Raw genomic sequence first — 13,946 nt, 5'->3', positions numbered from 1 at the left:
CCTTTAATAATTATTATGCAGCATAAATTATTAAAACATTCAAAACATTCAAAACATTCGAATCATTAAAATTTTAAGGTGTTGCCCTTGGCCTTGAGTTTTTCATTGGGATAGCAATGACTAACAGCGCGCCGACCACCAGCAGGCCAGCCACAAAATACAAACCTGAGTTAAAACTACCCGTTTGGTCTTTTAACCAACCAATCAATAGTGGGCTGACGGCAGAACCTATATTACCCGTTGCGTTGATAACCGCAATACCGATGGCGCGAGCACGTAAACTGATCGATTGGTCTGGCGTTGTCCAGAATACCGCCATCGCGGTGAATGAACCCGTTGATGCCATAATGATACCAATCAGCTGAATAATTGGGTGGCTAGTCATTGCAGCGAGAACCCAACCCGCGGCAGCAAATAAATACGGTAGGGCGGTGTGCATCTTCCGTTCTTGCAATCTATCTGAACGGCGGCTCCAGTAAATCATCCCCAAAATCGTACAGAATTGTGGGATAGCGGTAAGTAGCCCAATCATGGCATTACTACTGCCTTGGTTGAAGCTCTGCATGATTTGTGGCGTCCAGATATTAATCGCGCTTAACGTGTTGGTTAAACAGAAATAAGCGACGGTATACATCAAGATAACAGGGGTGAAAATCTCTTTCCACAAACTGGTATTTTGCAGGGCACTGTGGCTTTTTGACCCTTGTGGCTGCACGAGTTCCAGCTGGTCTTTATCCATCATTTCTTGCAGTGTGTCTTTATCTTCTTGCGTCAGCCATTTGGCTTTCTTCGGTGAATCATCAAGGTAGAACCAAACTAACACACCTAAAATCACGGAAGGGAAGCCTTCAAGCAGGAACAACCATTGCCAGCCTTTTAGGTCTAAAATGCCATCCATCCCTAAAATATAACCAGAAGCTAGGGATCCGAACGCCATGGTGACTGGCATCGCAATCATAAATAAGGCATTAGCACGAGCACGGAAATAGGCTGGAAACCAATAAGTTAGATACACCAGAATCCCTGGCAAGAAGCCCGCTTCAGCGATACCCACTAACATTCGCAGAACGTACAAACTTGTTGGCCCTGTGGCAAACATGGTTGCCGTTGAAGCAATCCCCCAAAGTACCATGATGGTGGCTATCCAGCGACGCGCACCAACAATCCCCAACATAATATTACTTGGAATACCAAAAATAACGTAGGTGGCATAGAACAAGGTGGCAGCTAAACCAAACATGGTTGAGGTCAGGCCGATGTCTTTCCCCATGGTGAGACCCGCAAAGCCAATGTTAATACGGTCTAGGAAAGAGAAAACAAACAGCACGAATAAAAAGACGATCAGCCGTTTGAATAATTTATTAATGACCCGCTGCTGCGGCTCAGTTAAATTTTTATGTTGTTCAGCAGGGTTAGTGCTTGCAAGTTGTTGATTACTCATTGTAGGGCCCTCAATTCTTTCTTCTGAAAATTATTATAGGTACAAGGGACGATGAGGCAGTCATGGTGGTGTCTGCCCTTTATTGCGATTTTAATATTTCACTCGTTTAGATAAGCCGTTTGTCTGTAGGGTAAAAAGTTATCTAAATAAGCAGGTTTAGTTAGTAAACACTAGGTGTGCTGGATGTCACTTCCGAGACCGTTTTGCCAAATTTTGCGGCAAGGGCTTCGGCGGTACGTGCTAGCAGCGTAGTATCAACGCCGACAGCGACAAACAGTGCGCCGAGTTTCAGATAATGTTCAGCAACCTCAGGGGCTGCCATTAAGATGCCAGGGGCGAGACCCGCAGCACGAATTTGTACAATCGCTTTTTCTATCACGGCTTTGACTTCAGGGTGGTTAGGATTTCCCGAAAAGCCCATGTCTGCACTGAGATCAGCTGGACCGATAAATACACCATCGACGCCTTCTACTTTTAAGATCTCTGGCAGGTTATTCATTGCTTCGCGGGTTTCGACCTGCACGATCACGCACATTTCATCGTTGGCACGAGTGAGGTAATCAGGGACTCGATTCCAGCGAGATGCACGTGCTAGTGCACTGCCAACACCGCGGATCCCTGCGGGTGGGTAGCGTGTTGCGCGTACTGCTTGCTTCGCTTGTTCGGCATTTTGTACCATTGGCAGCAACAAAGTTTGTGCGCCAATATCTAACAGTTGTTTAATGATCACAGGATCATTCCATGGTGGACGCACAACGGGTTGCGATGAATAAGGGGCGATCGCTTGCAATTGCGATAATGTTGTCTGTACATTATTTGGTGCATGCTCTCCGTCGATCAGTAGCCAGTCAAAGCCAGCACCCGCTAACAACTCGGCACTATACGGGCTGCATAAACCCAGCCATAAACCAATTTGAGGTTGGCCACTTTTTAGCGCTTTTTTGAATTTATTTTCTAAGATGTCCATTATAATTTCCTTATACAAAACGGCAGCTTATAGAACCCATGTTGCCGTAATCGACGTGGAACACATCGCCTTTACGTGCGGGAACTGGGCGGGTAAAGGACCCGCCAAGAATGATCTGGCCGGGTTCAAGTTGAACATTATGTGGCGCCAATTTATTGGCTAACCATGCAACGCCATTGGCAGGGTGATTCAGCACTGCTGCCGCAACGCCAGATTCTTCAATGACACCATTGCGATAAAGCAGGGCGCTGATCCAACGCATATCTAAATCGCGTGGTTTAATTGGGCGTCCGCCTAAAATGACCGCGGCGTTTGCGGCGTTATCTGAGATAGTATCGAACACTTTACGTGGGCGATTAGTTTCAGGATCATTGTTATGGCAACGGGCATCGATCAGCTCAAGCGCGGGGATCACGTAGTCTGTGGCGTTATAAACATCAAAAATAGTGCAGTTTGGCCCACGCAGTGGTTTTGCTAAAACGAACGCGAGTTCAACTTCAATGCGCGGTACAATAAAGCGGTCGGTTGGGATGTCACAGCCGTCATCAAAAAACATATCATCAAGTAGCGCACCGTAATCTGGCTCATCAATTTGTGAGCTGGCCTGCATCGCTTTTGATGTCAGCCCAATTTTATGGCCTTTGAGCACGCGCCCTTCAGCGATTTTTAACCCAACCCATTCTTTTTGAACGGCATAAGCATCGTCGATCGTCATTTCAGGGTGATCTAAAGAAATCTGGCGGATCTGCTCACCGCTTTTTTCCGCTTGATTTAGACGCTGCGCTATTTGCAAGATTATGTCTTTCTGTAACATCTTATTTTCCTTTTGTACCTCAGCTCGTCATGCTTCGAGTGAGAACTGCATTAACTGCCTTGTTCTCACTCGAATTATTTAGAGCTAACAATTTGGATTTAAAATCATCCGTTCAAGTTATACTTCGAGCTTAGGTTTTATCTGCAATTTATTGAAAAATAGTCTGCTAATTAACTAGTTAGAAAGACCGCCAAAGCAGAGGTATTTCACTTCCAGATAATCTTCAATGCCGTAGCGCGAACCTTCACGCCCCAGTCCAGACTGTTTAATGCCACCAAATGGGGCGACTTCATTCGAAATAATGCCTTCGTTGATACCCACCATGCCGCTTTCTAATGCTTCAGCAACGCGATAGATACGGCCGATATCCCGTGAATAGAAATAAGATGCCAAGCCAAATTCAGTATCATTGGCAAGAGCGATAGCGTCTTCTTCATCACGGAATTTAAATAGTGGTGCTAGCGGGCCAAAGGTTTCTTCTTTGGCGACTTTCATGGATTTTGTTACGCCAGTGATAACAGTAGGTTCAAAGAACAAGCCACCTAAACTTGCTGCTTTACCGCCAGCAACCACTTTTGCCCCATGAGAAACAGCATCTGCAATGTGCTCAGTTACCTTATCAACCGCAGCTTGGTTAATGAGAGGGCCTTGTTGGGAGTCGGCTTGTGTTGCAGGGCCAATTTTGAGTGCATTAACCGCTTTGGCTAAGCGAGCTGCAAACTCATCATAGACACCCTCTTGCACTAAAATGCGGTTTGCACATACGCAAGTTTGGCCGCTATTACGGAATTTCGCGGCTAAAGCACCTTGAACTGCGGCGTCTAGATCAGCGTCATCAAATACGATAAACGGTGCGTTACCACCAAGTTCTAATGACATTTTTTTCACGGTGTTGGCACACTGTTCCATCAATAATTTACCAACACGGGTTGAGCCAGTGAATGTCAGCTTACGCACAATTGGGCTTGATGTCATAACGCCACCAATAGCCTGCGCGTCAGTCCCTGGAACAATATTAAATACCCCAGCAGGAATACCAGCCTCTTCACCAAGAACCGCTAGAGCGAGGGCTGACAGTGGCGTTTCAGCCGCAGGTTTCAGCACCATCGTACAGCCTGCCGCAAGGGCTGGGCCCACTTTGCGCGTGATCATCGCATTCGGGAAGTTCCATGGTGTGATGGCTGCGACAACGCCCACAGGTTGTTTGATGGTTACAAGGCGGCGACCTGGTAATGGGGACGGAATGCTTTCACCGTAAACACGCTTACCTTCTTCAGCAAACCACTCAATAAAGCTAGCACCGTAAGCAATTTCACCCATCGATTCTGTCATCGATTTGCCTTGCTCTGCGCTTAGCAGTTGCGCTAACTCTTTTTGGTTATCCATCATTAAACGGAACCATTTATTTAAGATTTGGCTACGCTCTTTGGCAGTTTTTGCCCGCCAAGCTGGCAAGGCTTTTTCGGCCGCTTCGATAGCGCGTTGGGTTTCTACTGCGCCCACATTGCTGACTTTGGCAATCACCGTGTTATCCGCAGGGTTGGTCACATCAAATACGCTTTTATCTTGGGCATCAACCCATTGACCGTTGATATAAGCCTGTTGGCGGAATAATGTAGAATTGGTGTTTATGCTCATTTTTCGTTTTTCTCCGAAGACACGGATTGAATTTGTGGTCGGATGTTTTTAGCCGATAAACGTTGGCTCGTAAAACTTAATCCAGCACAAATCGCCATCACAAGTGCCATAGCAAAAGGGGATTCATCCTGTAAGACAGAAACTGCAACGCTCGCCAGTGCCGCCAACGCAAATTGAATTGAAATCGCAAGTGCGCTTGCACTGCCAGCAATTTTGCCGCGATGTTGCAGTAACAGTGACAAACTGTTGGTGCCGATAGCGTTGACCATCGATAGGAACAGCACCACAAGAATAACAATTATGGGGAGATTTTGTTGGTAAAAAAGTAGCAAAAGCAGACCAAATGCTAATTGAAAGCCACTTTGCATGGTGAGTATGCGTGTTAAACTGTAAATTTTTAGCAGTTTCACATTTAGCAATAACATCACAATCATCCCCAAAATATTGCAGCCGAACAACAAACCATAATGCTGTTCAGATACCCCAAAATAGTTGATGTACACAAACGGTGAACCACTGATAAAGGCAAACATTCCTGCAAAAGAGAAGGCCATGGTGCCGATAATACTCAGTGCTTCTCGGTCTGTGAGCACCTGCGTGTAGTTTTTAAACGCCACACAAAGTAAATTCTCTGACGAGCGCTGGTGGACTAACGTTTCGGGCAACAGAAGGAAAATTGTACTCACCGAAACTAGACCAACTAACGCCAACAGATAAAAAATTGCCTGCCACTGAAAATGAATCAACAAAAAACCGCCCAGTAGGGGCGCTAGCAAAGGCGCAATCATGGTGACTAAGGTCATCAATGACAGCACTTTGGGTAATTCATTTGCAGGGTAAACATCCCGCGCGATTGCCCTTGCCATGACAATTGCAGCACCGCTACCAAACGCTTGTAATGCTCTGAAAATAATCAAGGTATTGGCATTAGTCGCTTGAGCACATAACAAGCTTGCCACGGTAAAAATAGCCAGCCCGCTTAACAACATTTTTCGGCGACCCAGTAGGTCACTGAGTGGGCCATAAAACAGCATGCCCACACAGAAACCCGCAAAGAATGCTCCAAGGGTATACTGCATTTGTCCTTGTGTTGCCTGTAGAGCTGTCCCCATTTGAGGCAGGGCAGGAAGATACATATCGATAGACAATGGCCCAAATGCCACCAATGATCCTAATAATGGGATCAGCCAGTGTGGGATGTGTTTATCGAAATTTTTGACCATCGTGCCCTCGCTTTCTTCGCTCAACGATTACGCTTTGAATAAAGCGTGAACGTTGTTTTGTTTGTAGTTCAATATGGGGTCAAGCTCTTCCATGGTAAATGACAGCGCTAATAGGCGCTTTGCCGTTAAATCTGCAAAATGCGCCTTGATTAGGTCGAAAAGCATTTCCCCTGTTTTTTGCCTGTCTTCGAGGGAACGACCTGCACCAATTTTTAGCGTCATATGCACGAAAGCATAGTCATGTTTACCATCCGCCATTTGCCATGTATCTAACCAAATTGCACGGCTACGAATGCCGCCCAATGGAAAAATACCTGTACCCGCAAGGGCTTCATTTACTTTGGCAAATAATTCGGGAAGCTTAGCCTCTTCACGGATATTTTCGGTACATTCTGCATAAAAATGTGGCATAACAATTCCTTACGCAGTTTCAGTTTGCTTGTCAGTGATATAGCTTGGTAGTGGGAAAACCGCATTGAGCTGCCCTGTACCTGAGCTGGCGAATAAATCGGTTAAGATTTCTACGTTCTCTGAATATTTGTCCCAACCTAACATGCCAAGCAACATAACTGTGTCATGCATATGGCCTTCGCCGTAGCAGTAGTCCGCGTATTCAGGCAGCATTTTGCAGAACTCTTGAAAACGGCCTTCACGCCATAATTTGACGACACGCTTGTCCATTTGCTCATCAAATTCACGGGTGTAGCTATTCATGCCATCTTCCGCTTTTTGGTCATCGATAAAGCGGTGTGATAACGAGCCACTGGCTAATACCGCCACCGTACCATCGTATTTTTCAATGGCAGTGAGGACGGCTTCGCCTAACTTGCGGCTGTCTTCAAAGCTATGTGACGTACAAAATGCAGAGATTGAAATGACTTTGAAGTGGCGATCGCTATTCATATAGCGCATTGGAACTAAGGTTGCATATTCGAGAGTTAAGCTTGGAATTTCATGTGCTTGAGCACGAACACCGAGCTTACGCGCCTCTTCACCTATCATCTGGCCTAAGGCAGAGTTGCCATCATATTCATATTCCATATCGCGAATGAAATGTGGAAGTTCATTACTAGTATAAATACCTTTGAAATGATCGGCACAGTTGATGTGATACGCGCTGTTGACTAACCAGTGAGTGTCAAAAACAATAATGGTATCCACGCCTAATTCACGGCAGCGACGGCTAATTTCTTTATGGCCATCGATAGCGGCTTGGCGGCACCCATGGTTTTTACCTGGTAGTTCAGATAGGTACATGGATGGGACGTGTGTTATTTTTGCAGCTAGTGCCAACTTACCCATTTTCTTCCCCTTATTCGTCATACTTCACGTTGTAGCGTTGTTGACCGCTCGCGCTAACCCTAGTCACATACTTATGTATGCTCCTAGGGATTAGCTTGTTTGTCGCCTAGCTACACCGCGAATTATTTAGAATAAGTAGCTGAATTAATTATCATTGATTCAAAATTACTTAGAATAAAAAATGGTGTAGCTTGCTACGGAATAATTTTGCTTTTTATTACACACCCCAGCGTGGGATGTTGTGGTCTCCATAGGAGATACACACGTTCTTCATTTCGGCGAACACTTCAAAGCTGTACTCGCCACCTTCACGGCCAACACCAGAGGCTTTTACACCGCCGAATGGTTGGCGCAGGTCACGGACGTTTTGGGTGTTAACAAACACCATACCTGCCTCGATGCTGCGAGATAAACGCAGAATTTTGCTGACATCTTGCGTCCAAATATACGAAGCCAGGCCGTACTCCACATCGTTCGCCATACGTAGACCATCTTCTTCAGTCTTGAATGGGATCAAACAAGCTACGGGCCCGAAGATCTCTTCTTGTGCAACGCGCATACGGTTATCCACATCAGCCAGAACGGTTGGGCGCAAGAAATGACCATTTTTCAGGTGATCAGGTAGATCAGTTGGTTTATCTGGGCCACCCGCTAACAGAGTTGCGCCTTCTTCCATGCCGATGCGGATATAACCAGACACTTTGTTCCAGTGCTGTTGGCTGATCAATGCACCGACTTGTGTTTTCGGATCGTTCGGGTCACCAACGATCAGACGGTTTGCGCGTTCAGCAAAACGTTTTACAAACTCAGGATAAATGCTTTCTTGAATGAAAATACGTGAGCCCGCGGTGCAACGTTCACCATTAATAGAGAAAATAGTAAACAGCGCCGCATCCATTGCGCGCTCAATATCAGCATCTTCAAAAATCAGGACTGGAGATTTACCCCCTAATTCCATTGAATATTTTTTCAGCCCTGCGTTTTGCATAATGGCACGGCCTGTTGCTGTACCACCGGTGAATGAAACTGCGCGCACATCGTGATGTTTCACCAGTGCATCACCTGCCGTTGCACCATAACCTTGTACTACGTTCAGGACGCCTGCAGGAATTCCTGCTTCAAGCGCTAACTCCCCTAAACGGTTTGCAGATAGCGGAGACAGTTCAGACATTTTCAGCACGGCAGTATTACCCAGTGCTAAACAGGGTGCCGTTTTCCATGTTGCCGTCATAAACGGTACGTTCCACGGAGAGATTAATCCACACACACCGACGGGTTGTATCAGGGTGTAGTTCATCATTTTGTCGTCAACGGGATAGGTGCGGCCGTTCATTTGTTGGCAAATTTCAGCAAAGAATTCAAAGTTGTGTGAAGCGCGTGGGATCAACACATTTTTGGTTTGGTGAATTGGCAAACCCGTATCTTTGGTTTCCATTTCTGCAATTTGCGGTACGTTTTCGTCGATCAATTCACCTAAACGGCGCATTAAGCGAGCACGTTCTTTCATTGGCGTGTTAGCCCATTTTGGAAACGCGTCTTTCGCGGCGGCAACGGCTTGGTTGATTTCGTCTTGACCGCCAGAGGCGACTTCAGCGAGTACTTCACCCGTAGCTGGGTTCGTCGTTTGGAAATACTCTTTGCTGGCAACGTTCTTACCGTTGATCCAATGATTAATCTTAGTCATTACACTCGTTCCTCATAGTCTTTTTCGCTGATAATGGTGTTAACCAGTCGGCCAACGCCTTCAACTTCAACAATGACTTCGTCACCTGGTACCACATCTGACAGCCCTTTCGGCGTGCCTGTGGCGATCATGTCGCCTGGTTGCAGTGTCATAAAGTCACTGAGGTAAGCAATTAAAAATGGAATATCGAAAATTAAATCAGCCGTGGTGCCTTTTTGGCGTAATTCCCCATTCACATAGGTATAAAGCGCAAGGTTATGCGGGTCTTTCACTGCATCTTTATCAACAATCCAAGGGCCAATAGGTGTCAATGTATCGCGGCTCTTAACACGCAGATTGGGGCGATAGTAATTTTCCAAATAGTCGCGGATCGCGTAGTCATTACACACGGTATAACCCGCGACATAATCCATCGCATCTTCTCTTGAAACCTTGTGAGCCGTTTTGCCAATCACCACCACTAACTCAGACTCATAATGCATATATTCAACATTGTCTGGGCGTACAGAAACTTGACGGTGGCCTGTTAAGCTACTTTCTGCTTTTAAGAAAATTAATGGTTCTTCAGGTGGCTTAAATTCTAACTCTGCGGCATGGTCAGCGTAGTTCAAACCAAGGGCGAATAGGGTACCTTGCGCAGGGGGTAACCACGTCACATCAGATGAATCCCCAGCAACAACATTCCCGTTTGGTAATGTGATGGCTTCGTTATCGCCAACAGTGACGGCATATTCTGTCCCTTTAAAAAGGATTTTTGCGCGTTTAGTGATAGTAGACATTATTTTCCTCCTGCCGCGACAACCGTGTTTTTCAGACTTGGGAAGCCTTCTGCTTGAACCACCACTTCATCACCTGGTTTGATAGTGATGCGTTGTTGTGGGGTTCCCATCAGGATCACATCGCCTTGTTTTAAGGTGGCGAAATCACTGAGGGCAGCAACTAGCTCACTGGCATCACGGATTAAATCTTTTGTTGACCAACGGTCGACTTCTTTGCCATTCACTTGAGTGATGATATCAACAGGGGCATTTAGTGACGTTTTCACCATCTCACCAATTGGGCAGAAAGTATCACGGCATTTTGCTTTGATAGCAGGGCGGTAGAAGGTGTCTTCCGGCAGGCTCACTTCATTCGCGAGAGCAAATCCAGCAATAAATTTCATTGCATTCGCTTTGCTGACTTTGCGTGCATCTTGGCCAATCACCAGTGCAAGGGTTGCTCCACTTTGCACTTCTTCGCCCGCAGGGTGCAAAATTTGCTCGCCAGAATTGATGCGCGTATTGCGCGGCTTAATAAACCACACTGGGGTTTTGGGTGGGGTTTTATAAGGGGCTTGCTGGAATGCCTCGAGCCAATGGCTAAGTTGGCTTTGATGATTGAGGGCAACGGCAAATACTGTGCCTTTCATTGACAACTCCTTAATGAAAAGAATTCAACTTTCGAGTAATTATTAACATATTAATAAAGTATAATTTTGAAATTAGCAATACCTTTATGGAAATGTTAATTTTAATTGTGATCGCATTAACAAAATGCAACTGCCAATATGTAAGTTATTGTTATTAAATATTTTATTATTTTTTCAACTTTTTTTTAATTACAATTATTTAACTTTAATGGTAATTAAAAAATTATTTACTCATTAATATTTTAGGGTTTTTCTTTGAGATTGTTATTTGAGCGTGCTACTCTTTAACAGAGGTGAGCGAGGTGTATTGAAGTCAGGGTGAAATAGTGTGTTTTTATTAACAACAAGCCCAAAAGCATAACTTCAAAGCACCTAAATAGGGATTAAATAACATTAATTAAGTGATGAGTTTTAAGCTTATGCATGAATCATTGACAATTGCATTATTGCAAGCGAGAGAAACCGCAATGGGGTTCTTTCGGCCCATTTTAAAGTCGTATAATTTGACTGAACAGCAATGGCGTATCATTCGCGTTTTAGCTGATAACCGTTCAATTGATTTTCATGAGTTATCGGTTCAAACCTGTATTCTCCGTCCAAGCCTAACGGGGATCTTAACCCGTATGGAGCGCGAAGGTTTAATTTTTCGCTTAAAACCACTGAATGACCAACGTAAACTCTACGTTTCGCTAACGCCAACAGGGCAAGAGCTGTACGATAAAGCTCGTCAGGAAGTCGAAGAAGGCTATCAAAAAATCGAACTGGCATTTTCTCCAGAGAAAATGCAACAACTGACCGCCTTGTTGGATGAGCTTATCGCTTTAGAGAGCCCAGATTATAGTAGTATCGTTGCTGATAAGAAAAAGAGCGCCTAATTTTCGTCATATTTCGAGCTCTAGCTGTGTTGGCTTCTTTCGGCTATTTGGGTCACATACTGGTGTATGCTCCCCAAACTATCCTCAATTGCCGCCTTGCTAGAGTTCGAACTATTTAGAAAATTAGTTTGCCTTCGTCATATTTCGCACTGTGACGTTGTTGCTGGCACTTGGTTAGTTGGGCCATATGTTGGTGTATGCCCCCCAAACTATCCTCAATTGCCGCCTTGCTAGAGTTCGAACTATTTAGAAAATTAGTTTGTCTTCGCCATATTTCGCACTGTGACGTTGTTGATGGCACTTGGTTAGTTGGGTCATATGTTGGTGTATGCTCCCCAAACTATCTTTAATTACCGCCTTGCTAGAGTTCGAACTATTTAGAAAATTAGTTTGTATCTAGGAAATTAGTTTGCCTTCGTCATATTTCGCACTGTGACGTTGTTGCTGGCACTTGGTTAGTTGGGTCATATGTTGGTGTATGTTCATCAAACTATCTTCAATTACCGCCTTCCTGCAATTCGAATTATTTAGAGTATAGCTATTACTTAAATGATTTATTTTCCCTGTAGATTCACTGAAGTCGAGCTTCACTTATACTTATTAGATAAGCTCTAAATCCCTTACTGTCATATCCTTTTTGGCATTGTGAAATTACCTGTAGAGTGACTTGTGACAAATTCTTCAACGAAATCATTCTCAATAAAATCAATCAATTGATTTCTAGCATTTGACATTGATTTTTACGGTTAAGGAGGGGTTAAACGAAATAATTTAATGAAAAAATACAAAAAACCGTATTAAACATGAAAATATTCAATTTTAGTTATGGTGGTTCTTTTTTATCTAAAAACAGATAATGATAATGAGTTACATTACGTAAAATTTACTATTAATGACGTAAACTCAAATAAAATGACAAATAATCAGGTTTTATGGTGTTTATTATTCTCATCGTTATTCATGATTTCGCCTTATGGCTATACAGAAAATCAACTGCTACCCTCGACACAAGAAAGCATTCAATTTGAACAGAAACAACGATTGGAGTCGGAGCTAAGCCAACGTAATTTATTGGAAAAACAAACTACCATCCCCATTGAGGGTGCTTTGCCTCCTCCTTCCCAAGATGAAATATGTTTCCCTATCAGCGAGATCCAATTTGTTGGTGCAACACGGCTTAGTAGCACAATACAAACCCAATTAACTTCACCTTACTTAAAACGCTGCCTCACGCTGGGTGAAATATACGAGCTCACCAAGCATGTGACTAATTATTATATGGAACAGGGGTTTATTACCTCTCAAGCCATCATTCCTGAGCAAGATTTATCCTCACATCAATTGCGCTTACAAGTCATTGAAGGGCATATTGAAACTATTGAGATTGAAAATTCCCCTGAGCGCTTAGTTCATCAAATATTTCCTCATCAACAAGGTAAAATATTAAATTTACGGAACATTGAACAGGGGTTAGAGCAACTCAACCGATTATCATCTGCCAAATACACTATCGATATCCAGCCAGGAACCCAGAATGGCTACTCTCGGATTATTATTCATCAGCAAGGGAAAAAATGGCCTATCACAGGCCAATTGAGCCTCGATAATTCAGGCATGAAAGCAACGGGAAAACAGCTACTTACTGGTAGTTTAACGGTGGACTCACCTTTAGGGTTTGGTGAACAGTGGTCAGCCTCGGCCAATACAGATATGGATGGAAGCCCATCCCACCATAATCGTTATATTGTTGCGAATTTGAATGTGCCTTATGGCTATTGGTCTTACCGTTACCAATTTTACCGTAATAGTACGTTACAACCGTTTCAGGCATCGGGCCAGCAATACCGTTATGAAGGCAAAAACACCAATCAACAGTTTGATATCAGCCGCTTAGTTTATCGCGATGGGAAGCAACGGCTTACACTACAAAGTAGCTTAAAACATAAAAATGCGACTACGCAATTAGCGTCCCAAACCTTGACGATTAGCAGCCCAACCTTAACCGCCCTCTCGTTTACTCCGCAGTACAGCACCACGCTCGGGCAAGGTTACTTCACGTTTAACCCTGCGGCTGAATGGGGAATATCGGCCTTTGGCGCATCACCAGATACTCTCGCGAAAGACTCGCCACGCAGCCATTACTGCAAATTCAGTCTAAGCAGCAGTTATCAGTATTTTTTTCCCAATGGTTTGACCTATTTAACCTCATTTTACGGCCAATATTCCCCCGATAACTTATACGGTATTGAACGCATCAGCATCGGCGGGCAGTACTCTGTTCGTGGCTACCATGAGCAGTCTTTAAGCGGTAACCGTGGCGGGTATTGGCGTAATGAAATTAACAAAAACATCGCCAATACAGCAATTGGGCAATTGCGTTTTATCGGGGCTTTAGATTACGGTTTTATTGGCTCCGATAAATACCACGTCGAGCATGACACCCTTGCAGGGGGTGCCGTTGGCCTCTCTTTTATTGGTAATAGCCTGTTTTATTCTCAGTTTTTACTCAGCAAGCCTTTGCATTATCCGTCACAACTTAAACCAGACAATTGGTCGGCCTATTGGTCTGTCTCATTTTCTCTGTAGCTTTACGT

General features: G+C 44.4%; 12 protein-coding genes. 2 read left to right on the top strand and 10 right to left on the bottom strand.

Annotated elements, in window-relative coordinates; all coding sequences use genetic code 11:
* Positions 1-73: 73 nt before the first annotated feature.
* The 10 genes from hpaX to AABS66_RS10370 all read right to left on the bottom strand — a co-directional run bounded on the left by hpaX (position 74) and on the right by AABS66_RS10370 (position 10,477).
* On the bottom strand, positions 74-1,441 hold the full coding sequence (gene hpaX / locus AABS66_RS10415) for a 4-hydroxyphenylacetate permease (RefSeq protein WP_272516356.1): 1,368 nt from the start codon (positions 1,439-1,441) through the stop codon (positions 74-76).
* Between the two features lie 160 nt (positions 1,442-1,601).
* Positions 1,602-2,408, bottom strand: a complete 807-nt coding sequence (gene hpaI / locus AABS66_RS10410) for a 4-hydroxy-2-oxoheptanedioate aldolase (RefSeq protein WP_206084679.1) — start codon at positions 2,406-2,408, stop codon at positions 1,602-1,604.
* A 10-nt stretch (positions 2,409-2,418) separates the two neighbouring features.
* Positions 2,419-3,222, bottom strand: coding sequence for a 2-oxo-hept-4-ene-1,7-dioate hydratase (gene hpaH, locus AABS66_RS10405; protein ID WP_206084680.1), 804 nt, complete (start codon positions 3,220-3,222; stop codon positions 2,419-2,421).
* 174 nt (positions 3,223-3,396) lie between these two features.
* A complete protein-coding gene (locus tag AABS66_RS10400; RefSeq protein ID WP_272574231.1) occupies positions 3,397-4,860 on the bottom strand; it encodes an NAD-dependent succinate-semialdehyde dehydrogenase in 1,464 nt (487 codons plus the stop codon).
* A complete protein-coding gene (locus AABS66_RS10395) occupies positions 4,857-6,083 on the bottom strand; it encodes a Bcr/CflA family multidrug efflux MFS transporter (protein ID WP_272574232.1) in 1,227 nt (408 codons plus the stop codon). Before AABS66_RS10395 ends, AABS66_RS10400 begins: the two co-directional genes overlap by 4 nt.
* Positions 6,084-6,110: 27 nt before the next feature.
* Positions 6,111-6,494 (bottom strand): 5-carboxymethyl-2-hydroxymuconate Delta-isomerase, encoded by a 384-nt coding sequence (locus tag AABS66_RS10390; protein WP_272539027.1) that lies wholly within the window; start codon positions 6,492-6,494, stop codon positions 6,111-6,113.
* 9 nt (positions 6,495-6,503) lie between these two features.
* Positions 6,504-7,385, bottom strand: a complete 882-nt coding sequence (hpaD, locus tag AABS66_RS10385; RefSeq protein WP_206084683.1) for a 3,4-dihydroxyphenylacetate 2,3-dioxygenase — start codon at positions 7,383-7,385, stop codon at positions 6,504-6,506.
* A gap of 217 nt (positions 7,386-7,602) precedes the next feature.
* A complete protein-coding gene (hpaE, locus tag AABS66_RS10380; RefSeq protein WP_206084684.1) occupies positions 7,603-9,069 on the bottom strand; it encodes a 5-carboxymethyl-2-hydroxymuconate semialdehyde dehydrogenase in 1,467 nt (488 codons plus the stop codon).
* Positions 9,069-9,848 (bottom strand): fumarylacetoacetate hydrolase family protein, encoded by a 780-nt coding sequence (locus tag AABS66_RS10375; protein WP_206084685.1) that lies wholly within the window; start codon positions 9,846-9,848, stop codon positions 9,069-9,071. The genes hpaE and AABS66_RS10375 overlap by 1 nt, the downstream gene beginning before the upstream one ends.
* Positions 9,848-10,477, bottom strand: coding sequence for a fumarylacetoacetate hydrolase family protein (locus AABS66_RS10370; protein ID WP_206084686.1), 630 nt, complete (start codon positions 10,475-10,477; stop codon positions 9,848-9,850). The genes AABS66_RS10375 and AABS66_RS10370 overlap by 1 nt, the downstream gene beginning before the upstream one ends.
* Before the next feature lie 419 nt (positions 10,478-10,896).
* Between AABS66_RS10370 and hpaR the strand changes: the two genes are divergently transcribed.
* Positions 10,897-11,352, top strand: coding sequence for a homoprotocatechuate degradation operon regulator HpaR (hpaR, locus tag AABS66_RS10365; protein WP_206084687.1), 456 nt, complete (start codon positions 10,897-10,899; stop codon positions 11,350-11,352).
* Between the two features lie 912 nt (positions 11,353-12,264).
* Positions 12,265-13,938 carry a ShlB/FhaC/HecB family hemolysin secretion/activation protein gene (locus AABS66_RS10360; protein ID WP_430224898.1) on the top strand — a complete coding sequence of 558 codons (1,674 nt, stop codon included), beginning with the start codon at positions 12,265-12,267 and terminating at the stop codon, positions 13,936-13,938.
* Positions 13,939-13,946 lie beyond the last annotated feature (8 nt).

The sequence above is a fragment of the Providencia sp. SP181 genome (genome assembly GCF_050446505.1).
Lineage (GTDB): Bacteria > Pseudomonadota > Gammaproteobacteria > Enterobacterales > Enterobacteriaceae > Providencia > Providencia vermicola.
This window is presented reverse-complemented; position numbering and strand designations above follow the sequence as displayed.

Coding starts and splice junctions, on each gene's coding strand:
- hpaI (WP_206084679.1), bottom strand. CDS start 2,408: ATGGACATCTTAGAAAATAAATTCAAAAAAGCGCTAAAAAGTGGCCAA.
- hpaX (WP_272516356.1), bottom strand. CDS start 1,441: ATGAGTAATCAACAACTTGCAAGCACTAACCCTGCTGAACAACATAAA.
- AABS66_RS10395 (WP_272574232.1), bottom strand. CDS start 6,083: ATGGTCAAAAATTTCGATAAACACATCCCACACTGGCTGATCCCATTA.
- AABS66_RS10360 (WP_430224898.1), top strand. CDS start 12,265: ATGACAAATAATCAGGTTTTATGGTGTTTATTATTCTCATCGTTATTC.
- AABS66_RS10375 (WP_206084685.1), bottom strand. CDS start 9,848: ATGTCTACTATCACTAAACGCGCAAAAATCCTTTTTAAAGGGACAGAA.
- AABS66_RS10390 (WP_272539027.1), bottom strand. CDS start 6,494: ATGCCACATTTTTATGCAGAATGTACCGAAAATATCCGTGAAGAGGCT.
- hpaD (WP_206084683.1), bottom strand. CDS start 7,385: ATGGGTAAGTTGGCACTAGCTGCAAAAATAACACACGTCCCATCCATG.
- hpaH (WP_206084680.1), bottom strand. CDS start 3,222: ATGTTACAGAAAGACATAATCTTGCAAATAGCGCAGCGTCTAAATCAA.
- AABS66_RS10400 (WP_272574231.1), bottom strand. CDS start 4,860: ATGAGCATAAACACCAATTCTACATTATTCCGCCAACAGGCTTATATC.
- hpaR (WP_206084687.1), top strand. CDS start 10,897: ATGCATGAATCATTGACAATTGCATTATTGCAAGCGAGAGAAACCGCA.
- AABS66_RS10370 (WP_206084686.1), bottom strand. CDS start 10,477: ATGAAAGGCACAGTATTTGCCGTTGCCCTCAATCATCAAAGCCAACTT.
- hpaE (WP_206084684.1), bottom strand. CDS start 9,069: ATGACTAAGATTAATCATTGGATCAACGGTAAGAACGTTGCCAGCAAA.